The following is a 21,938-nucleotide window of genomic DNA, read 5'->3' on the forward strand; positions in this document are numbered from 1 at the left end:
GTGTAGCTCATATTTTTTTAATTTTAGTTTGGTTAAGTTAGAAAGGGCGCACGGTGGATGCCTTGACACTAGGAGTCGATGAAGGACGGGACTAACGCCGATATGCTTCGGGGAGCTGTAAGTAAGCTTTGATCCGAAGATTTCCGAATGGGGAAACCCACTATACGTAATGGTATGGTATCCTTACCTGAATACATAGGGTATGGAAGACAGACCCAGGGAACTGAAACATCTAAGTACCTGGAGGAAGAGAAAGCAAATGCGATTTCCTGAGTAGCGGCGAGCGAAACGGAATCTAGCCCAAACCAAGAGGCTTGCCTCTTGGGGTTGTAGGACATTCTATACGGAGTTACAAAGGAACGAGGTAGACGAAGCGACCTGGAAAGGTCCGTCACAGAGGGTAACAACCCCGTAGTCGAAACTTCGTTCTCTCTTGAATGTATCCTGAGTACGGCGGAACACGTGAAATTCCGTCGGAATCTGGGAGGACCATCTCCCAAGGCTAAATACTCCCTAGTGATCGATAGTGAACCAGTACCGTGAGGGAAAGGTGAAAAGCACCCCGGAAGGGGAGTGAAAGAGATCCTGAAACCGTGTGCCTACAAATAGTCAGAGCCCGTTAATGGGTGATGGCGTGCCTTTTGTAGAATGAACCGGCGAGTTACGATCCCGTGCGAGGTTAAGTTGAAGAGGCGGAGCCGCAGCGAAAGCGAGTCTGAATAGGGCGTTTAGTACGTGGTCGTAGACCCGAAACCAGGTGATCTACCCATGTCCAGGGTGAAGTTCAGGTAACACTGAATGGAGGCCCGAACCCACGCACGTTGAAAAGTGCGGGGATGAGGTGTGGGTAGCGGAGAAATTCCAATCGAACCTGGAGATAGCTGGTTCTCCCCGAAATAGCTTTAGGGCTAGCCTTAAGTGTAAGAGTCTTGGAGGTAGAGCACTGATTGAACTAGGGGTCCTCATCGGATTACCGAATTCAGTCAAACTCCGAATGCCAATGACTTATCCTTAGGAGTCAGACTGCGAGTGATAAGATCCGTAGTCAAGAGGGAAACAGCCCAGATCGCCAGCTAAGGTCCCAAAGTGTGTATTAAGTGGAAAAGGATGTGGAGTTGCTTAGACAACTAGGATGTTGGCTCAGAAGCAGCCACCATTTAAAGAGTGCGTAATAGCTCACTAGTCGAGTGACTCTGCGCCGAAAATGTACCGGGGCTAAATACACCACCGAAGCTGCGAATTGATACCAATGGTATCAGTGGTAGGGGAGCGTTCTAAGTGCAGTGAAGTCAGACCGGAAGGACTGGTGGAGCGCTTAGAAGTGAGAATGCCGGTATGAGTAGCGAAAGACGGGTGAGAATCCCGTCCACCGAATGCCTAAGGTTTCCTGAGGAAGGCTCGTCCGCTCAGGGTTAGTCAGGACCTAAGCCGAGGCCGACAGGCGTAGGCGATGGACAACAGGTTGATATTCCTGTACCACCTCTTTATCGTTTGAGCAATGGAGGGACGCAGAAGGATAGAAGAAGCGTGCGATTGGTTGTGCACGTCCAAGCAGTTAGGCTGATAAGTAGGCAAATCCGCTTATCGTGAAGGCTGAGCTGTGATGGGGAAGCTCCTTATGGAGCGAAGTCTTTGATTCCCCGCTGCCAAGAAAAGCTTCTAGCGAGATAAAAGGTGCCTGTACCGCAAACCGACACAGGTAGGCGAGGAGAGAATCCTAAGGTGTGCGAGAGAACTCTGGTTAAGGAACTCGGCAAAATGACCCCGTAACTTCGGGAGAAGGGGTGCTTTCTTAACGGAAAGCCGCAGTGAATAGGCCCAAGCGACTGTTTAGCAAAAACACAGGTCTCTGCGAAGCCGTAAGGCGAAGTATAGGGGCTGACACCTGCCCGGTGCTGGAAGGTTAAGGAGAGGGGTTAGCGTAAGCGAAGCTCTGAACTGAAGCCCCAGTAAACGGCGGCCGTAACTATAACGGTCCTAAGGTAGCGAAATTCCTTGTCGGGTAAGTTCCGACCCGCACGAAAGGTGTAACGATTTGGGCACTGTCTCAACCAGAGACTCGGTGAAATTATAGTACCTGTGAAGATGCAGGTTACCCGCGACAGGACGGAAAGACCCCGTGGAGCTTTACTGTAGCCTGATATTGAATTTTGGTACAGTTTGTACAGGATAGGCGGGAGCCATTGAAACCGGAGCGCTAGCTTCGGTGGAGGCGCTGGTGGGATACCGCCCTGACTGTATTGAAATTCTAACCTACGGGTCTTATCGACCCGGGAGACAGTGTCAGGTGGGCAGTTTGACTGGGGCGGTCGCCTCCTAAAGTGTAACGGAGGCGCCCAAAGGTTCCCTCAGAATGGTTGGAAATCATTCGTAGAGTGCAAAGGCATAAGGGAGCTTGACTGCGAGACCTACAAGTCGAGCAGGGACGAAAGTCGGGCTTAGTGATCCGGTGGTTCCGCATGGAAGGGCCATCGCTCAACGGATAAAAGCTACCCCGGGGATAACAGGCTTATCTCCCCCAAGAGTCCACATCGACGGGGAGGTTTGGCACCTCGATGTCGGCTCATCGCATCCTGGGGCTGTAGTCGGTCCCAAGGGTTGGGCTGTTCGCCCATTAAAGCGGTACGCGAGCTGGGTTCAGAACGTCGTGAGACAGTTCGGTCCCTATCCGTCGTGGGCGCAGGAAATTTGAGAGGAGCTGTCCTTAGTACGAGAGGACCGGGATGGACGCACCGCTGGTGTACCAGTTGTTCTGCCAAGGGCATAGCTGGGTAGCTATGTGCGGAAGGGATAAGTGCTGAAAGCATCTAAGCATGAAGCCCCCCTCAAGATGAGATTTCCCATAGCGTAAGCTAGTAAGATCCCTGAAAGATGATCAGGTTGATAGGTTCGAGGTGGAAGCATGGTGACATGTGGAGCTGACGAATACTAATAGATCGAGGACTTAACCATATAATATGAAGCAAATGTTATCTAGTTTTGAAGGAATATATATTTAAAATTCCTTTTGACATTCTCAAAAGAATGTGCATAATGATAAAAGTCTGGTAATGATGGCAGAGAGGTCACACCCGTTCCCATACCGAACACGGAAGTTAAGCTCTCTAGCGCCGATGGTAGTTGGGACCTTGTCCCTGTGAGAGTAGGACGTTGCCAGGCTTATATTATTCCGCAGTAGCTCAGCGGTAGAGCTATCGGCTGTTAACCGATCGGTCGTAGGTTCGATTCCTACCTGCGGAGCCATTATGCTTCCATAGCTCAGCTGGTAGAGTACTTCCATGGTAAGGAAGAGGTCACCGGTTCAAGCCCGGTTGGAAGCTTGGGAAAATTTTTTATTTTTTTTGGCCCGTTGGTCAAGTGGTTAAGACACCGCCCTTTCACGGCGGTAACACGGGTTCGAATCCCGTACGGGTCACCACTTTTGGAGGATTAGCTCAGCTGGGAGAGCACCTGCCTTACAAGCAGGGGGTCGGCGGTTCGATCCCGTCATCCTCCACCATATATTTTTAAATGTCGGAGGGGTAGCGAAGTGGCTAAACGCGGCGGACTGTAAATCCGCTCCTTCGGGTTCGGCAGTTCGAATCTGCCCCCCTCCACCATTTTCTTTAAAATAACCTGAAAGGGTTTATTTTTTTGAAAAGATAACCATACTAGTAAATATTAATGGGCTATAGCCAAGCGGTAAGGCAACGGACTTTGACTCCGTCATGCGCTGGTTCGAATCCAGCTAGCCCAGCCATTTACGAGCCATTAGCTCAGTTGGTAGAGCATCTGACTTTTAATCAGAGGGTCGAAGGTTCGAATCCTTCATGGCTCACCATTTTCGCGGAAGTAGTTCAGTGGTAGAATACAACCTTGCCAAGGTTGGGGTCGCGGGTTCGAATCCCGTCTTCCGCTTAATTACTAAGGGGCCTTAGCTCAGCTGGGAGAGCGCCTGCCTTGCACGCAGGAGGTCAGCGGTTCGATCCCGCTAGGCTCCATATAAATAGGGAAAGCTTACATCAAATGATGTAAGCTTTTTTTGTGTTTAAATTCCATTCCAAAAGGAAACTTTTCCATATATCGTTTAAAATGAAAAAAGGGGATTGAATAAGGGGGAGGTAATTATGAAAGTTGTCATTGCATCGGATTCATATAAAGAAAGCTTGAAAGCTATAGAGGTATGTGAAGCTATTGAAAGAGGCTTTGCAGCAATTTTTCCTAAAGCAGAGTATGTTAAAGTACCAATTGGAGATGGAGGCGAAGGAACGGTTGAATCTCTTGTTGGCGCTACAATGGGGAGAATTATATCACTTAATGTGACAGGGCCGCTTGGAGAGAGCGTGCAAGCCTTTTATGGTATGTCTAAAGATAAGAAGACAGCATTTATTGAAATGGCGGCAGCATCAGGATTACAACACGTTCCAACTGAAAAGAGAAACCCACTTATTACAACGACAAAAGGGACAGGCGAACTTATATTACATGCATTAGATCAAGGAGCCAAACACATTATTTTAGGGCTTGGAGGAAGTGCTACAAATGATGGTGGGGCTGGTATGCTATCTGCCTTAGGCGCAAGATTTATAAATAAGAAAGGTGAGATAATAGAACCCTCTGGAGGGACATTGCATTGGATAACCACTGTTGACCTTTCTAGGATTGATTCACGCCTGGAGGATATAAAGTTAGAAGCAGCATGTGATGTAGATAACCCTTTAGTTGGACTGAGCGGGGCGTCTTTTGTATTTGCGAGACAAAAAGGTGCGAATGTAGAGATGATGAAAGAGCTAGATGAGAATTTAAAACATTATGCTAATATACTTAAACAACATGTGTCTTTTGATGTATCTGAGATACCGGGTGCGGGGGCAGCTGGAGGAATGGGAGCTGCTGTCGTTGCAGTGCTAAAGGGACAGCTAAGAAAAGGGATTGAAATTGTATTAGATTATACAAATTTTGATAAGTGTATAGAGGGTGCCGATCTTATTGTAACTGGTGAGGGAAGAATAGATGAACAAACAGCTTATGGAAAAGCTCCTGTTGGTGTCGCGAAGCGGGCGAAATGTCGTCATATTCCTGTAATTGCTATTGGTGGATCTGTATCTCCGAACTATACAATTGTTTATGAAAAGGGAATTGATGCAGTGTTTAGTATTACGGCTAGTCCAATGACATTAGAAGAAGCATATAAAGCGGCAGAAGAGAATATCGAAATGACAGCAAAAAATATTGCAGCAGTGTGGAAACTAGCATCAGAAAAACGCTCCTAAATGTAGAAGCGTTTTTTAAATCCAGTTATTTGAGGATATTTTGTGTAATTCTAGGTGGTGATGGAGAAAAGAACTGATAAAAATATCAGCTGATAGAAAAGTTAGTTGGTTCATTAAGTTAACTTTATACATCGAATAGTTTAAAGATTGGGATTCTAACGTAAATATAAGTGAATAAAATGTATATCCATGCAGAAAAATGTCGAGTTGAGTCAGACTATATAAAAGATTTAAAATATTTAGTGAAGGCATAAAAGGGGGATACTATCTATGAAAAAAGAAATCTCAGTTATTGGAGTTCCAATGGATTTAGGACAGATGCGTCGCGGGGTTGATATGGGACCAAGCGCGATCCGTTATGCAGGGGTAATTGAAAGAATCGAAGAAATTGGATATAACGTAAAAGATATGGGAGATATATGTATAGAGAGAGAAAAAGAAATAGCTGAAAATACAAAGTTAAGAAACCTTACACAAGTTGCAACTGTATGTAATGAATTAGCAAGTAAGGTTGATCATATTATAGAAGAAGGTCGTTTTCCACTTGTATTGGGTGGCGATCATAGTATTGCTATCGGTACGTTAGCTGGTGTAGCGAAACATTATAAAAATTTAGGTGTTATTTGGTATGATGCACACGGTGATTTAAATACAGAAGAGACTTCACCATCTGGAAATATTCATGGTATGTCACTTGCTGCAAGTTTAGGATATGGGCATTCTTCACTTGTAGACTTATATGGGGCATATCCAAAGGTGAAGAAAGAGAACGTTGTAATTATCGGTGCACGTGCATTAGATGAAGGAGAAAAAGACTTTATTCGTGAAGAAGGCATTAAAGTATTCTCAATGCATGAAATTGATCGTATGGGTATGACGGCTGTTATGGAAGAAACAATTGCGTATTTATCTCATACTGATGGTGTTCATTTATCATTAGACTTAGATGGGCTTGATCCTCATGACGCACCAGGAGTTGGAACACCTGTAATTGGTGGTCTATCTTATCGCGAAAGCCACTTAGCGATGGAGATGTTAGCAGAAGCTGATATTGTTACATCTGCTGAATTTGTTGAAGTAAATACAATTTTAGATGAGAGAAACAGAACAGCAACAACAGCGGTTGCTTTAATGGGTTCTTTATTCGGTGAAAAACTGAAATAAATGTAAGAAAAGCAACTGTGAAGTTGCTTTTTTTATTGGAAAATAGGCGTATAATAACTTGTATTACACTGTTGGATAAGAAAGTTTGACATCTTACCAATTTAAGCTAAGGGGGCGTTTGTAATTGTCGTTTGTTTCATGTATGGTATAATTAACTAGTTGTTGGAAATACATACAGATAGAGCATAAAATAATATTTCAATATATGGATAGAATTGCTCGTAAGTAGGAGGAAGGGTTAGCATGCCTTTTGAAGATACGACCATTTTGAAATATCTTAGTACGGCATTAGATATTGCTGTTGTATGGTTTATTATATATAAGCTAATTCTTATAATCCGGGGCACGAAGGCTGTTCAACTTTTAAAAGGTATTACAGTTATTATTGTCGTTCGGATGATCAGTATTTTACTTGAATTGCATACGCTATATTGGCTAACGGAACAAGTATTAACGTGGGGATTCTTAGCTGTTATTATTATCTTTCAGCCAGAATTGCGAAGAGCACTTGAGCAGCTAGGACGAGGTAGCTTGTTTTCACGTGTGGGAACTCACGAGGACGATGAACCTGAAATTGTTGCAACAGCGATAGCGAAAGCAACGGAATATATGGGAAAACGTAGAATTGGTGCATTAATTACGTTGTCAAAAGAGACTGGGATGGGTGACTATGTGGAAACGGGTATTCCGCTGAACGCAAATATTTCATCAGAATTACTCATTAATATTTTTATCCCTAATACGCCTCTTCATGATGGAGCAGTAATTATGCAGGGAAGTACAATTAAAGCAGCAGCATGTTATCTTCCGCTATCAGAAAGTCCGTTTATTTCTAAGGAGTTAGGAACAAGGCATCGTGCTGCAATGGGAGTTAGTGAAGTTACTGATAGTATTACAGTAGTTGTGTCGGAAGAAACGGGGCAAATTTCTTTAACAAAAAACGGTGAGTTACATCGTGATTTGAAGACAGAACAGCTGAAGGATATGTTGTTAACAGAATTTAGTGGGAATGAAAAAACGACTTCTTCGTCTTTATGGAATTGGAGGAGAAAGCGTCATGGATAAGTTAATGGAGAATAATTGGTTTTTAAAAGGAATCTCATTACTATTGGCGTGTATGCTTTTTATGTCAGCAACTTTAACTGAAAAAAATACAACATCAAGTATATTACCTTTCGTAAATGAATCGAAAGAAACATTAACTGATTATCCCATTACCCTTAAATATGATGAAGAGAAGTATATTGTAAGTGGTATTCCACAAGGTGGAGTCAAGGTGAAGTTAGAAGGGCCAAAAGCAGCGGTTGCTACAGCAAAAGCAAAAAGCCAATTTAATATACCTGTTGATTTGCGGGATCGTCCAGAAGGAACTTATGAAGTTTCTTTAAAAGCAAATGGTCTCCCAGATGATGTGAAAGGGATAGTTCAACCAGCAACAATTAAAGTCACTCTTCATGAAAAAGCCAAAAAATATGTTCATGTAGATTTAAAATTATCAAATGAAGATCAGATGCCAGCAGGTGCTACTATTGAGAAATCAAGTATTAAGCCCGACACTGTTGAAGTCGTTGGAACAAAAGAAGAAATAGAAAGTATCTCATCGGCTAAGGCATATATCGACTTAAAAGGCGTTAATAAAACTGTTACAAAAACAGCAGACGTTACATTATACAATAAAGAAGGAAAACGTTTAAATGTAAAAACAAATCCATCTAAAATAAGTGTAACGGTGAATGTAGCGACACAAGCTACAGCAAATAACGTCGAAAAAACAGTTCCTTTAACATATTCGAAAAAAGGGAATTTACCAGAAGGTTTAGCTGTTACAAATATTAGTGTTGAACCAAAAGAAGTAACGATAGCAGGTCCAAAAGACATTTTGGATAATATACAATCTATAGAGGGGGTCGAGGTAGATCTTAGTCAATTGATGGATTCTACAACATTCGATGCCTCTGTTTTATTGCCAAAAGGTGTAACAAGTGCAAAACCAAATCAAGTGAAGGTTTCCGTAGGGGTACAAAAGGTAAAACAAACGAAAAGTAAAACTATTGATGGTATTCCGATTCAAAAAAATGGAATTCCGAATGATGTTACTGCTCAGCTACTTTCGCCACAAGATGGAAAGATAAGCGTTGATATTTCAGGAGAAGCAAGTATAGTAGATAAAATAGCAGCTGCTCAAATAACAGCAGCGATTAATCTGCAAAATGTATCTCCGGGGACGAATGATGTTTCTATTCAAGTGAGCGGTCCTGGTAATATTTCGATAGAAGCAAAACAAAAAAGTGCTAAAGTCACAATTGTGAAGAAAGAAAAGCCGGATAAAGAAGTACAAGGTAATATTGAACCACCAGATTCAAAAAACAATCAAGAAAATCAAACTGAAAAACCAAAAAATCCTGAACCGGATCCAGAAAAGGATCAGGAAAAAGATAAAAATAAAGAACAAGAACAAGAACAAGACAAAGAAAACGGCCAAGAAACGAGCCAAGAACCAACAGTAGATAATCAAAAAGAGCACGAAAAAGGAGCGAATAATAATGGGTAAATATTTTGGTACAGACGGAGTACGCGGGGTTGCAAATAAGGAATTAACACCTGAATTAGCATTCAAAATTGGACGTTTTGGCGGCTATGTATTAACAAAAGATACAGATCGTCCAAAAGTAATTATTGGTCGTGATACACGTGTATCTGGACATATGTTAGAAGGAGCTTTAGTAGCAGGTCTATTATCAACTGGAGCAGAAGTAATGCGTCTTGGTGTTATTTCTACACCAGGTGTGGCTTATTTAACAAAAGCTTTAGATGCACAAGCGGGTGTTATGATTTCTGCATCTCATAATCCAGTACAAGATAACGGAATTAAGTTCTTCGGTTCAGATGGTTTCAAATTAACAGATGAGCAAGAAGCAGAAATTGAAGCATTATTAGACAAAGAAGTTGACGAGTTACCACGTCCAACAGGTACTAACCTTGGCCAAGTGAGTGATTACTTTGAAGGTGGACAAAAATATTTACAATACATTAAACAAACTGTAGAGGAAGATTTCTCTGGTTTACATATCGCTTTAGATTGCGCACACGGTGCGACTTCTTCTTTAGCTCCATACTTATTTGCAGACTTAGAAGCTGATATTTCAACGATGGGAACTTCTCCAAACGGTATGAATATTAACGAAGGCGTAGGATCTACACATCCAGAAGTCTTAGCTGAATTAGTAAAAGAAAAAGGTGCGGATATCGGACTTGCTTTTGATGGTGATGGCGACCGTTTAATCGCTGTAGATGAAAAAGGAAACATCGTTGATGGCGATCAAATTATGTTTATTTGCGCGAAGTATATGAAAGAAACTGGTCAATTAAAACATAATACAGTTGTTTCAACAGTTATGAGTAACTTAGGTTTCTACAAAGCACTTGAAGCAAACAGTATTACAAGTGATAAAACAGCAGTTGGTGACCGCTACGTAATGGAAGAAATGAAACGTGGTGGATATAACCTGGGTGGAGAACAATCAGGTCACATTATCTTACTTGATTACATTACAACTGGTGATGGAATGTTAAGTGCACTTCAACTTGTAAACATCATGAAAATGACGAAAAAGCCATTATCTGAGCTTGCAGGTGAGATGACAAAATTCCCACAATTACTAGTAAACGTTCGTGTAACAGATAAAAAACTAGCATTAGAAAATGAAAAAATTAAAGAAATTATTCGTGTTGTAGAGGAAGAAATGAACGGAGACGGTCGTATTCTTGTTCGTCCATCTGGAACAGAACCACTTATTCGTGTAATGGCAGAAGCACCGACACAAGAAATTTGTGATGGGTATGTACATCGTATTGTAGAAGTTGTGAAAGCTGAAGTTGGCGTTGAATAATTAGCCGATTTTATTTAAAAGGAGCACAAAAAGTGCTCCTTTTTCATATGTTTTATAGACAATGAAAAAAATTTCATTGACGATTTATATTGTTTGTTATACGATGGTCTTGTTCTTTTTCTCAAAGGAAATATTGTAAATTATAAAAGCGCCAGAACTACAAGTAGTGTAGTTGACGAGGTGGAGTTTATCGAGATTTCGGCGGATGACTCCCGGTTGTTCATCACAACCGCAAACTTTTACTTAAAACATTAAGGTGACTTAGTGGACAAAGGTGAAAGTGTGATGAGAGAAGAGGAACGGATGAATACTAGCTGTATAAGTATATACGGACTTTAACCCAATCGAGAGGAAGGTGAAAGCCGTTACAAGCTTACAGGGCTAGCAATATGTAATCCGTTTTTTAGTATAAATAAAAATGGTATCGGACTATGTCGTTACATGTTCGCAGAGCAGTGTAAGCATTTGTAACGGCGACTAAACATGTGTGGAATCGTAGGATTTATTGGAGAGCAAGATGCAAAGGAAATTTTATTAAAAGGTTTAGAAAAGCTAGAATATCGCGGATATGATTCAGCAGGTATTGCAGTACAAGCAGAGAACGGTGTTATTGTATACAAAGAAAAAGGCCGTATCGCAAAACTTCGCGAAGTCGTAGAAGAGAATGTAGCAGCAAGCGTGGGAATCGGTCACACACGCTGGGCTACACATGGTGTTCCAAGCAAACTAAATGCGCATCCGCATCAAAGTACATCAAAACGCTTTACACTAGTTCATAACGGTGTAATTGAAAACTATGAGTTAGTGAAAAAGGAATATTTACAAGATGTAACGTTCGTAAGTGAAACAGATACAGAAATTATCGTGCAGCTTATGGAACAACAAGTAAGTACAGGACTAAGTGTAGAAGACGCGTTCCGTCAAACGTTATCTCTTTTACATGGTTCTTACGCAATTGGACTACTTGATGCTGAAAATCCAAACATGATTTATGTTGCTAAAAACAAAAGCCCGCTATTAGTAGGTGTTGGTGACAACTTTAATGTTGTGGCGAGCGACGCTATGGCGATGTTACAAGTTACAGATCAATTTATCGAGTTAATGGATAAAGAAATCGTAATTGTAACGAAAGAAAGCATTACAATTAAAAACTTACAAGGTGAAACGATTGAACGTGCACCGTTTACAGCGGAATTAGATGCAAGTGATATTGAAAAAGGAACGTATCCTCATTTCATGCTAAAAGAAATCGATGAGCAACCACTTGTAATCCGTAATATTATTCAAAAGTATCAAGGTGAAAATGGCGAGATTGAACTGGATGCAGATATCCGTAACGCAATTTTAGATAGCGATCGCATTTACATCATTGCATGCGGAACAAGTTATCATGCAGGTCTTGTTGGAAAGCAATTCATTGAGAAATTTGCGAAAGTACCAGTTGAAGTACACGTAGCAAGTGAATTCTCTTATAACATGCCATTATTAACAGAAAGACCATTCTTTATTTACATTTCACAAAGTGGTGAAACAGCTGATAGCCGTGCAGTACTTGTGCAAACAAATGAAATGGGTCATAAAGCATTAACGATTACAAATGTACCTGGTTCTACGCTTTCTCGTGAAGCTGATTATACACTTCCTTTATATGCGGGACCGGAAATCGCAGTTGCATCGACGAAAGCATACACAGCACAGCTTGCAGTACTTTCAATCTTAGCAGCTGACATTGCAAAAGCGAAAGGTGAAGTTCTTGATTTCGATTTAACACACGAATTAGGACTTGTAGCAAATGCAATGGTAGTACTTTGTGATCAAAAAGAAGAAATGGACGCATTAGCAAAACAATTTTTAGCAACAACGCGTAACTGCTTCTTCATCGGACGTAGTGTAGACTTCTTCGTAGGTTTAGAAGGTGCGTTAAAACTAAAAGAAATCTCTTACATCCAAGCAGAAGGATTTGCTGGAGGAGAATTAAAACACGGTACAATCGCTTTAATCGAAAACGGTACACCAGTGATCGCACTTGCTACACAAGAGCACGTAAACCTTGGAATTCGTGGTAACGTGAAAGAAGTAGTAGCACGCGGAGCTAACCCATGTATCATCTCAATGAAAGGCTTAGAAATGGAAGGTGACAGCTTCATATTACCAGCTGTACACGAAGCACTAGCACCGCTAGTAGCAGTAATTCCATTACAACTTATTTCATACTACGCAGCACTTCACCGCGAGTGTGACGTTGATAAGCCACGTAACTTAGCTAAATCTGTTACGGTTGAGTAGGAGCTTGGTAGAGTAACTAGTTTATTGTGGATTTAAAATAAAGTTGTGAAGCTTTGCCCCTTTGGATATTTTTATCTAAAGGGGTGTTTTTGTGTCGAAAAGAAAAAGAACAACTAAAATCGATAAGTGGCTTAAAGAGGGTAGTGAAGCAGATTATCAGCCTTGGCTTAAAATTTAAAGTGTTTCCTCATTAGGGTGTTCAACAAGATTAAAAGGTATAAAGACCGCCAGACAACAGGAATTTTTATCAGATTTGGAACGGAACTACTTTCATTTAACTGAATTTTCCGTTATCGTTTAGATATTCGTGAACAATTTCCTTTATTACCACAAGAAGAGGCGATTATTATTGCTGAAGAGCTTGGGATTAAACACCCAGCTGATCCAATTATTATGACAACGAACTTTTTATTAACAGTTAGTAAAGGTTGGGGTATTACAGTGGTGAAAGCTAAACACAGTTCTAAAGGGTTCAGCATATGGCAGAGGTTTTATCCCGCTATTTGCGGGCAGTAAGACTCCCCGCAATTCGGCGAATGCGAGGAAGTTAGGTGGGAGTCGGGCTGCCCGTAAAAACCCGATTGGTGGGGGCTAATAATCAGTGGGTGATGGAAACCACCCCCACTGATTAAAGTTTCACTTTATTGAACAAATTAGATTACTAGATATTACGAGGGGGTATTAATGAAAATGAAGGAAAAAACATATCTAAGTATAGAAGAGATTATTTCGTTACCAACCTTATCAAGTACAAACATAAGTGATGATGGAAAAAACGTAGCATTTGTCAAGAAAACAGCTAACTGGAAAGACAATACATATAGGAATCATGTATGGATATATGAAAAGGATAAGGTGCAGAGTTACCCATTAACAAATGGGAATATAGATAGTACACGCCCATTATGGTCTCCAAATTCTAGGGATATTGCATACCTTAGCCCAGTTGGTAATGGGAAAAATCAGATCTTTGTTAAGTCACTAGATGGTTATGGCGGTGTGCAAATTACTGATGTGGAAGAAGGAATCAGTACATTCAAATGGGAGCCTACTGGTAAAGGTTTTTATTATGTTGCACAGTTAAAAGAATGTGAGGAAATAAAGAAACGTAAGGAACTATATGGAGATTTCCACCATGTAGGTAAGGAACATCGGAATAATTGTTTATACTACATTGAAATAGAAAAAGTGATACAAAATGATAAAGAGGAACGAGAGGTTAGCGGTGTTTATCAATTAATTGAGGGTAAGGATTTTTATATACATAACTTTGACATTTCAAATGATGGGACAAAGGTTGTATGTATGGCTACACCAAGCCTAAACGATCATATGAATGGTGATCTATACATATTAGATGTTGAAGTTGGGGAACTACAAAAGATGAATATAGATAAGTTGTTGGGCGGGAGCGTTTGCTTTTCTCCTGAGGGCAGCAAAATATGTTACTCAGCAAGCATAAGAGAGAAGGAATACTATAGAAACCATATACAAGAAAGCACATTAGAGATATATGATATGAATACTGGAGAGGTAATTCAGCCTCTAACAAACTTTGATAGTACGGTTATGCCATTACAGTGGACAGCTAAGGGGATTTTAATTAGATGGCAGGATAAAACGAATTACCTTATTGGATTGCTATGTGAGGATGGCACTGTGGAAGTGTTAAGCGAAAAAGCAGATAGTTTTATAATGGATGCTTCTATAACAAGGGATGGAAATCATATATCCTATAATAAGGCTATAACAAATGAAACCTTTGAAGTCTATTTAGACGATGAAAAAATAACGAATGAGAATAGCTTTTTCAAAGGGAAGCTTAAAAGTAACAGGGAAATCATCTCATGGAAAAGTAGTGATGATCTTGAAATAGAGGGTGTTTTATCAACTCCAGTAGAGTTTGACGCAAATAAAAAATATCCCTTATTAGTAGTAATCCATGGTGGTCCAGCTTGGGCATCCTTTCCGATATTTTCAGACTGTTTTAATGAGAAATATCCTATTGAACAGTTTATCGAAAAGGGTTTTATCGTTTTAGAACCAAACTACAGAGGAAGTTCTGGTTATGGTAATGAATTCTTAAAAGCAAACTATAGAAAACAGGGAATCGCTGACTACGATGATATTATATCTGGAGTGGATAAACTAGTTGATCAAGGGATTGCAGATAAAGATAGAGTAGGAGTTATGGGATGGAGCAACGGGGGATATATATCAGCTTTCTGTTCTACATTTAGTAGTAGATTTAAAGCTATTTCAGTTGGTGGTGGAATTACTAACTGGAGTACCCATTATGTAAATACAGATATCCCTTACTTCATTAGAATGCATTTAGGAAATACTCCATGGAATGATCCAGAGATATATACTAAAACATCACCAATGACGTATATTAAATCAGCCTGTACCCCCACCTTAATCCAACATGGGGAAAAGGATGCAAGAATTCCAATTCTAAATGCATATGAGCTATATGAAGGATTAAGGGATATGGAAGTTGATACAGAATTAATTATATTTAAAGGAATGGCATATAGTTCTGACCAGCCAGGAATTCATGTGGCTATTATGAAGCAGAATTTGATGTGGTTTTCACACTATATTCTTGGAGAAAGTATGGAAGGTTTTAGGGTTTTATAATGGCTTGTTTTAGTCTTTAAGCTTTTTAGGTGCTTGAAATAAAGTCGTACACATTTATCTGGTTATATATGATTGAGTTTAACATTTCGGATAAGGCAAACTGTGAAATATTTTGGTGTAAATGAGAAAAGAGCCTGAATGTAGGCTCTTTCCTTATTTATATTTAAAAGATGAACTGTTCTTATGCAGTTTTACTTAATTTATATGCTTCACGGTTATTTTTTTTGAAAAGTTTTGGGAAAACATAACCATCTAATCCAATACGTCCAGCATTCTGTCCTGCAACTAAAATGAGCATAGTTAAAATAAGTAGGTTTGGGTTTACACTAACAGTTCCGCTTAATAAAAATGAAAGGTTCATTATGATGCCGAAAAATGCAGCTGTTTTTGTTAATCCACCTAAAATCAAACCTAGTCCTACTAAAATTTCTCCCCATTGAACTAAAAAGCTAAATAGGTCTGCGTTTGGAAGAACAAAATGTTGAAGGAAATCTGCCCACCAACCTTGTACTGCAGGGTGGTCACCTGATGCTTGAGCGATAGCTCCTTTTAGAAAACCACTTGCGTCAAAAGATTGTCCAAAAACTTTTCCTATTCCAGCAGCAAGCCATGCATATCCTATGTAAAGTCGTAAAAATAATAATATGAAAGTAGCGCGTTTATCAGTTCTTAAAAAATTGATAACCATTGAAATCCCCCCAATGTATTGTATTTACATGTTTATTATATATCCATTGTGAATAAGTTCACAATGGATAAAGTGTGAACAAAAATTATGATTTTTCATTTGTACATAAAGTATTTGGAAATTTATTTTTTGGAGGATGAATAATAAATGAGGGATGGGAGCTTTCCACTAAAATAGATAGCTCCCATATTAAACAGATTAATGCACGTTCTTTTAACTATTTACTATTAGTTTATCTTGTCTTTTCCTTATTATTTCTCTGGTTTTATATAAGGAACTACTTGCGCAGTAGCTCCTACAGAGGCACCACGAATAAAGTCTTGGTTTTCTAACGCCTTAAAATTCTCTGTTTTCCCGGTTAGCATGACACCTAAAATTTTTACTTGATCAAAGGGTTTGTTTTTGTTTGATTTTAAAAACTTTTGAAGGTCTTCGTCATGTCCATCGTCATCGTATTGTTTAAGTGAATCAACGAACTCTTTGTACGCTTCTTCAGGGGACTTATCTGGATTGAATCCGTAAACTGGCATACCAGCAGGCCCTTTACTTTCATCTCCAATTGGTGATGTCATATATAGCCATACAATGTTTAAGGTATCTGGAATTTTTTCTTTAATTTCTTGTAATGTATAGGGTTGATTGAATGAGAGAGCAACTTCCGCAACATAGTTGTTCATTTGTGAAACTTCACCTAATTCATTTTGGACACCATCATGGTATTCTTTAATAGCCGGATTATAAAATGTCGCGAATTTATTTTTAGTTTGTTTATCGTACTCATAGAACTCTGTATCGGACCAATAAAAGCCGGGCGTTAATTCATTGGTATCAATGTTGGTACGGAGCCAACCATAGGAACTTGTTAAAGTGTTCCATGGGACTACATAACCATTAATATTTTTAGAACGATTTGATATAATATTGCCTCCAAACATAGATGAATTACTCGTTACTTGAGAATCAATTTGTACATTCGGTTCTGCAATTGCGTTATGTAAAAAGAGATGTTCGTGAAGTTTCGTAGAACTTTTCGCTGCGAAGTAATTACCAATCTTATAAATTATAGGGATAAGCATAATTACAACGATCATAGAAGTAATAATGGTTTTGAGTAATTGTTTCCTTTTAGCTTTTTTTAATGCATCTTTTAAAGAAGTATCCATTAAGGTTTTCCTCCTACTCTTGAGTGAATTGTTTTACGTGCACGATGTAACTTTTGTTTGACGCTGTTCACTTGAATATCTAGTATTAGGGCGATTTCTTCATATGTAAAATCGTAATAATATTTTAAAAAGAAGGCCTCTTTATATTCTAGTTTTATATCTTTTAATAGATAGAAAATCTCATCTTTATTTAAAACAGCATCCAATTCTCGGTCTGTATATTGTAGTTTTGAATAAATCTCTTCAGTTAAATAGATGTTTTGCTGTTCTTTTTTTCTCTTTAAGTCAATGTATTCGTTTAGTGCGACTCTGAAAAACCATGGACGTATGTTACTCTCAGTTAGATTCTCTAGCAATGTATATACTTTATAGAAAGTATTTTGGATGATATCTTCTGCATCTTCTTTTATAGCCCCTTTCGTTAGTAATAGCTTGAACACTTCCTCTCCTAAATTGATAAGATAGGAGGTCAATATATTTTCTTTTCCCATCATTTTTCCTCCCTACATTTATACAACGAATAGGTAATGATAAATGTATACACTTAAATTAAAGTTTTGTTCTTTATACAAATAGAAAAGGCATATAACAATCATATGTTATATGCCTTTTCTAATATAGATTTAGTAATTTATTTAGGTAATGTAAATTTAGCTTTTTTACCTTGTGAAATATCTTTAGCTTCTTTATTTCTCATAGGTCCTAACTCAATCTCAAAGCTTTTATCTTTCCAAATCTTTTCATACTGCTCTTGATCTAAAATATATACTTGCAGTAACTCTCCAGATGTTCCTGTTTTGACTGAAGCGTTATAGTCGTAATTTAATAGCATACCTTCGCTAATTGTATATTGTGTACCATCATTAACTCTCAATGTAGAGCTTATAGGAGATAGTGCAACGTCTTGCGTATCTTTGTTATCAAGTTTGAATTTTACTGTTAATAGAACAATACCATTCTTGAAATTTGCAAATCGCGGAGCCTCGACGGAATTTGGTGTGAATTGAGCGAATTGATATCCATCTAATGTAACATTGACAGCACCTAATTCTTGACTGTTATTAATATCGGATTGTTCTTTTAGCATTTTTTTATCGCCCATGTTATTAGCAGTTACTTTATCTTGGTAGAAAGTTTTATCTGCTGCAACCTTTTCAGCGCCTTGTTTGTTTAAACTTAATGAAAAGTTTCCAGGGCTTCCGATTGGGGCATCAAATTTTCCTTTATTAGCTTGTGCAGTTGGGACTGAGACTGAGACTGTTGAGAGACTTAAAATTTTTGCTAGATCATCTTTTCCAAATGGATAAGCGATATAACCAGAAATGGTTTCTCCTGCTTTTACTAAATAATCATTTGTTGGAGCAAGCTTAGTTGGTAGCTGAACTATTTTTTACGCTATAGTTCACAAGAATAACTCCGCCCTCTGTTTGACGGTTAAATGGAATGTTAAAGTCCGTATGTAATCCATTTAATTCAACTAATGTATAGCTATTCATTGATACTGAAATATCTTCGGCTTTATGGACTTGTGGTTCCTTATTTTCAAAAAGAACTTTTGTTTTACCACCTGTTTCTTTTTCCATATAGGAAATCAGCTTGGAATAATCGCTGGAACTAGTAGCTGTATTTTCGGTCTTTTTATCTTCGGATTTTTTTTCTTCAGGTTTATTTTCTTTCGTTGTATCCGTTTTTTCTGTTTTGTTTTCTTTCGTTACATCTTCTTTTTGTTCTTTATTTGTCGTATCGCTTTGACCACAGCCAGTTATTACAAAAGCTGCTACGATTATTGTAGAAAATAAAGAAAGTAATTTTTTGACATGTTTCTTCCCCCTATTTGTTTAAAACTAGTTGAGTCTGTATAATCAGACCCTTTATACCTCTCACATTAGCCCCACGTTTTATTATAAGAAAGTGAACCAGTATTTACCAGTGTTTTTCTGATTGTTTTTATTATTTTGATATCTTAATGATTATTTTTAATAGAGACATAGTTAAAGCTTATATGTAGGTAAGTCACAATACTTTTCCTCTGAAAGAGAGGTGAGATTATCTTTTCTATTTTAAATATTTAATCTTTTTGGTACAGTAAATAATAGAGATATATTGAAGGGGGATAAAGAATAGATATGTGGATGAGCTTGTAATGATTAGAAATTAGATAGATGAATTTTTCTCTCACAAGTGAGGGTTTATTTAGCTATCTATAAATCATTCAAGGACTGCATATTTGGCTTGTACATTCCTTTTGTAAGGATAGATGCCTATTTTATGTATCTGTCTTTTTTTGCGGGAAAGTTTATATCTCTCTTATAAAATGTGCGTCCTTTCATTTGGAGGAGTATATGATGAATCAATTAAAAAATAAAGTAGCTGTTGTTACAGGTGTTAGTCGTTTAGATGGTATTGGTGCAGCGATTTGTAAAGAATTAGCTGAAGCAGGATACGATATATTTTTTACGTACTGGACGAATTACGATAAAGAGATGCCCTGGGGCGTCGATCCAAACGAACAAATACAATTAAAAGAAGAGCTGATAAAGAACGGTGTTGAAGTATCAAGTATGGAGTTAGATTTAACTCGGAATGATGCGCCGGAACAACTTATAAATAAAGTTACTGAACAAATGGGGTACCCTGATATATTAATTAATAATGCAGCGTACTCTACGAATAATGATTTCTCCAATTTAACTGCTGAAGAGTTAGATAAACATTATATGGTAAATGTTCGCGGCACTACATTATTAAGTAGTAAGTTTGCCCAAGGATTTGATAAAAAATCCGGCGGTAGAATTGTTAATATTACTTCGGGGCAATTTAAAGGGCCTATGGCTGGAGAACTAGCCTATGCAACGACGAAGGGAGCTATTGATGCTCTCACTAGTACTTTGTCAGCCGAGGTAGCCCATTTAGGTATAACTGTTAATGCAATTAATCCAGGTCCAACTGATACGGGATGGATGACAGAAGAGATAAAAAGAGGATTAAAACCGATGTTTCCTTTTGGTAGAATAGGCGAACCGAAAGATGCAGCAAGACTTATTAAGTTTTTAGTGAGCGAAGAAGCCGGATGGATTACAGGGCAAGTTATTCATTCAGAAGGTGGATTTAAGAGATAAATTTATAAATAAAAAGAAGGTATCTCATTTCAGTGAGATACCTTCTTTTTAATCTTTCTTCAATCTTCGTGCTATACCATTCCCTAATGACTGTAATCCTTGAACGAGAATGATTAAAATAAAGACTGTTGCATACATTACTTCAGGTTCGTAGCGTAAATGCCCAAATCGATATGCGAGATCACCAAGGCCTCCAGCACCTACAAGTCCGGCCATTGCTGTTGCACCGATTAAGCCAATCGTTGCGATTGTTAATCCGAGTACGAGAGATGGACGAGCTTCTTTAACCATAACGTGCCAAATGATTTTTAAAGTAGAAACCCCCATTGCTTGATATGCTTCAATAACACCACGGTCCACTTCCAGTAAAGCCGTTTCCATTAAACGAGCAATATAGGGAGCTGTGAATACGACAAGTGGTACGATAACACCTTGCACACCAATAGATGTCCCCATTAAAAATTTTGTAAAAGGTAAAATAAAGAATAATAGAATGATAAATGGCAGAGAGCGAATGACATTAATAATTGTATTAAGAATCGGATATACGATTTTATTCTCTAGTTGGCCACCAGGTCTTGTTAAAACGAGTGTTACACCGAGTGGTAACGCAATTAGAATAGAGATAAGTAGTGAAATAGATGTCATTTGAAATGTTTGAATTGTTGCTTCCCATATTACGTTACCCCACTCATCCAAAAAGGACTTGTTTCCCATAATCTGTTCTACCTCCTTCTACGATAATTCCTTGTTCTTGTAAAAATGATAAGGCACGGTGTACTTCACTTTTTTCACCTTGCATATGAACGACCAGTTTTCCATATGCCTCATGTTTTAACTGCGTAATATTGCCTGATAAAATATTAGGATATACGTGGAAACGTTTTGTAGCGATAGCTAACGCGGGTTCTCCTGAAGCGGTTCCTATAAATGAAAGTGTTACGATTTCTCCAGTACTTTGTAGCTCTTTCTGTACCTCTTCTGGAATTTTAGCTGCAAATGCGCTATTTACAAATTTCTTCGTTGTTACATGTTGTGGGTTTGTAAAAATGTCCTTCACTGTTCCACTTTCAACGACAGATCCATGTTCCATTACAGCAACTTGGTCACAAATACGCTGGATGACATTCATTTCGTGTGTAATTAGCAAAATCGTAATTCCGATTTCTTCGTTGATCTTTAATAATAAATCAAGAATAGAATCGGTCGTTTCCGGATCTAATGCGCTCGTTGCTTCATCACTTAATAAAACTTCAGGCTCATGAGATAGTGCGCGAGCGATCGCTACACGCTGTTTTTGACCACCAGAAAGTTCACTTGGATAGGCATCTTTTCTATTGAAAAGATCAACAATACGTAAATACTTTTCTACCCTTTTTTCAATTTCATTTTTGGGAAGACCAGATAGACGTAAGGGTAGTGCGATGTTTTCATAAACGGTAACGGTTTTAAGTAAATTGAATCCTTGAAAAATCATGCCGATCTTTTGTCTCGCTTTTGCGAGTTCTTTTGTCGATAAGGTTGTTAAATCTTGTTCGTTTACAATGATATTTCCTGTCGTTGGTTTTTCTAATAAATTTACACAGCGAATTAATGTACTTTTACCAGCGCCGCTATATCCGATGATTCCAAATACTTCGCCCTTTTTTACTTTAAGGGAAGTTGGTTTAAGGGCCTCAACATTCCCTTTTTTTGTTGTAAATACTTTGGAGACGTTTTTTAATTCAATCATT

13 protein-coding genes, 9 tRNA genes, 2 rRNA genes and 3 pseudogenes are annotated in these 21,938 nt (G+C 38.6%); 21 read left to right on the forward strand and 6 right to left on the reverse strand.

The features are described 5' to 3' along the window. The first annotated feature begins 30 nt into the window (after positions 1 to 30). The 20 genes and pseudogenes from MHI07_RS00885 (at position 31) to MHI07_RS00980 (ending at position 15,235) form a co-directional block, all read left to right on the forward strand. Positions 31 to 2,952: ribosomal RNA gene (locus MHI07_RS00885) — 23S ribosomal RNA — on the forward strand. A 91-nt stretch (positions 2,953 to 3,043) separates the two neighbouring features. Continuing rightward, positions 3,044 to 3,159: ribosomal RNA gene (gene rrf, locus MHI07_RS00890) — 5S ribosomal RNA — on the forward strand. A 9-nt stretch (positions 3,160 to 3,168) separates the two neighbouring features. After that, a tRNA-Asn gene (locus MHI07_RS00895) sits at positions 3,169 to 3,243 on the forward strand. Positions 3,244 to 3,247: 4 nt separating this feature from the next. Further along, positions 3,248 to 3,320 (forward strand) — tRNA-Thr (locus MHI07_RS00900). A gap of 23 nt (positions 3,321 to 3,343) precedes the next feature. After that, positions 3,344 to 3,418: transfer RNA gene (locus tag MHI07_RS00905), tRNA-Glu, on the forward strand. 5 nt (positions 3,419 to 3,423) lie between these two features. Continuing rightward, positions 3,424 to 3,499 (forward strand) — tRNA-Val (locus MHI07_RS00910). Between the two features lie 16 nt (positions 3,500 to 3,515). After that, positions 3,516 to 3,599: transfer RNA gene (locus tag MHI07_RS00915), tRNA-Tyr, on the forward strand. A gap of 65 nt (positions 3,600 to 3,664) precedes the next feature. Then, positions 3,665 to 3,739: transfer RNA gene (locus MHI07_RS00920), tRNA-Gln, on the forward strand. A gap of 5 nt (positions 3,740 to 3,744) precedes the next feature. Continuing rightward, positions 3,745 to 3,820: transfer RNA gene (locus tag MHI07_RS00925), tRNA-Lys, on the forward strand. A 5-nt stretch (positions 3,821 to 3,825) separates the two neighbouring features. Beyond that, positions 3,826 to 3,897 (forward strand) — tRNA-Gly (locus MHI07_RS00930). A 10-nt stretch (positions 3,898 to 3,907) separates the two neighbouring features. Beyond that, positions 3,908 to 3,980: transfer RNA gene (locus tag MHI07_RS00935), tRNA-Ala, on the forward strand. A 126-nt stretch (positions 3,981 to 4,106) separates the two neighbouring features. Further along, positions 4,107 to 5,252, forward strand: coding sequence for a glycerate kinase (locus MHI07_RS00940; protein ID WP_131232305.1), 1,146 nt, complete (start codon positions 4,107 to 4,109; stop codon positions 5,250 to 5,252). A gap of 270 nt (positions 5,253 to 5,522) precedes the next feature. Continuing rightward, positions 5,523 to 6,416, forward strand: a complete 894-nt coding sequence (rocF, locus tag MHI07_RS00945) for an arginase (RefSeq protein WP_002113337.1) — start codon at positions 5,523 to 5,525, stop codon at positions 6,414 to 6,416. A gap of 243 nt (positions 6,417 to 6,659) precedes the next feature. Beyond that, positions 6,660 to 7,481, forward strand: a complete 822-nt coding sequence (cdaA, locus tag MHI07_RS00950) for a diadenylate cyclase CdaA (protein ID WP_002159595.1) — start codon at positions 6,660 to 6,662, stop codon at positions 7,479 to 7,481. Further along, a complete protein-coding gene (locus MHI07_RS00955; protein WP_340821458.1) occupies positions 7,474 to 8,967 on the forward strand; it encodes a CdaR family protein in 1,494 nt (497 codons plus the stop codon). The genes cdaA and MHI07_RS00955 overlap by 8 nt, the downstream gene beginning before the upstream one ends. After that, positions 8,960 to 10,306, forward strand: a complete 1,347-nt coding sequence (gene glmM / locus MHI07_RS00960) for a phosphoglucosamine mutase (protein ID WP_002113341.1) — start codon at positions 8,960 to 8,962, stop codon at positions 10,304 to 10,306. The genes MHI07_RS00955 and glmM overlap by 8 nt, the downstream gene beginning before the upstream one ends. A 285-nt stretch (positions 10,307 to 10,591) precedes the next feature. After that, a pseudogene (locus MHI07_RS00965) lies at positions 10,592 to 10,777 on the forward strand (hypothetical protein). A gap of 12 nt (positions 10,778 to 10,789) precedes the next feature. Beyond that, entirely contained in the window at positions 10,790 to 12,592 is a 1,803-nt protein-coding gene (glmS, locus tag MHI07_RS00970; protein WP_002159592.1) for a glutamine--fructose-6-phosphate transaminase (isomerizing), read from the forward strand. Positions 12,593 to 12,683: 91 nt separating this feature from the next. Next, positions 12,684 to 13,030 (forward strand): annotated as a pseudogene (locus MHI07_RS00975) (TnsA endonuclease N-terminal domain-containing protein); the annotation flags it as partial. Between the two features lie 246 nt (positions 13,031 to 13,276). Continuing rightward, entirely contained in the window at positions 13,277 to 15,235 is a 1,959-nt protein-coding gene (locus MHI07_RS00980) for a S9 family peptidase (protein WP_340821461.1), read from the forward strand. Positions 15,236 to 15,416: 181 nt separating this feature from the next. Here MHI07_RS00980 and MHI07_RS00985 read toward each other — a convergent pair whose 3' ends face one another. The 4 genes and pseudogenes from MHI07_RS00985 to MHI07_RS01000 form a co-directional block, all read right to left on the reverse strand. Next, positions 15,417 to 15,923: a DoxX family membrane protein gene (locus tag MHI07_RS00985; RefSeq protein ID WP_002159590.1), complete on the reverse strand. Its 507-nt coding sequence runs from the start codon at positions 15,921 to 15,923 to the stop codon at positions 15,417 to 15,419. A gap of 251 nt (positions 15,924 to 16,174) precedes the next feature. Next, positions 16,175 to 17,086 carry a sigma factor regulator N-terminal domain-containing protein gene (locus MHI07_RS00990; RefSeq protein ID WP_002159589.1) on the reverse strand — a complete coding sequence of 304 codons (912 nt, stop codon included), beginning with the start codon at positions 17,084 to 17,086 and terminating at the stop codon, positions 16,175 to 16,177. Next, positions 17,086 to 17,577, reverse strand: coding sequence for an RNA polymerase sigma factor (locus MHI07_RS00995; protein WP_002159588.1), 492 nt, complete (start codon positions 17,575 to 17,577; stop codon positions 17,086 to 17,088). Before MHI07_RS00995 ends, MHI07_RS00990 begins: the two co-directional genes overlap by 1 nt. A 140-nt stretch (positions 17,578 to 17,717) precedes the next feature. Continuing rightward, a pseudogene (locus MHI07_RS01000) lies at positions 17,718 to 18,669 on the reverse strand (DUF5068 domain-containing protein). Between the two features lie 759 nt (positions 18,670 to 19,428). Here MHI07_RS01000 and MHI07_RS01005 point away from each other — a divergent pair. Continuing rightward, a complete protein-coding gene (locus MHI07_RS01005) occupies positions 19,429 to 20,205 on the forward strand; it encodes an SDR family oxidoreductase (RefSeq protein ID WP_002159586.1) in 777 nt (258 codons plus the stop codon). Between the two features lie 48 nt (positions 20,206 to 20,253). Here the strand turns inward: MHI07_RS01005 and MHI07_RS01010 are convergent, their stop codons facing one another. Together MHI07_RS01010 and MHI07_RS01015 are read right to left on the reverse strand one after the other, a co-directional pair. Then, positions 20,254 to 20,922, reverse strand: a complete 669-nt coding sequence (locus MHI07_RS01010) for a methionine ABC transporter permease (RefSeq protein WP_340821466.1) — start codon at positions 20,920 to 20,922, stop codon at positions 20,254 to 20,256. Then, entirely contained in the window at positions 20,897 to 21,937 is a 1,041-nt protein-coding gene (locus MHI07_RS01015) for a methionine ABC transporter ATP-binding protein (protein ID WP_078180253.1), read from the reverse strand. The genes MHI07_RS01010 and MHI07_RS01015 overlap by 26 nt, the downstream gene beginning before the upstream one ends. Between the last annotated feature and the right edge of the window lies 1 nt (position 21,938).

The sequence above is a fragment of the Bacillus sp. FSL H8-0545 genome, assembly GCF_038006105.1.
In the GTDB taxonomy this organism is placed as follows: domain Bacteria; phylum Bacillota; class Bacilli; order Bacillales; family Bacillaceae_G; genus Bacillus_A; species Bacillus_A cereus_U.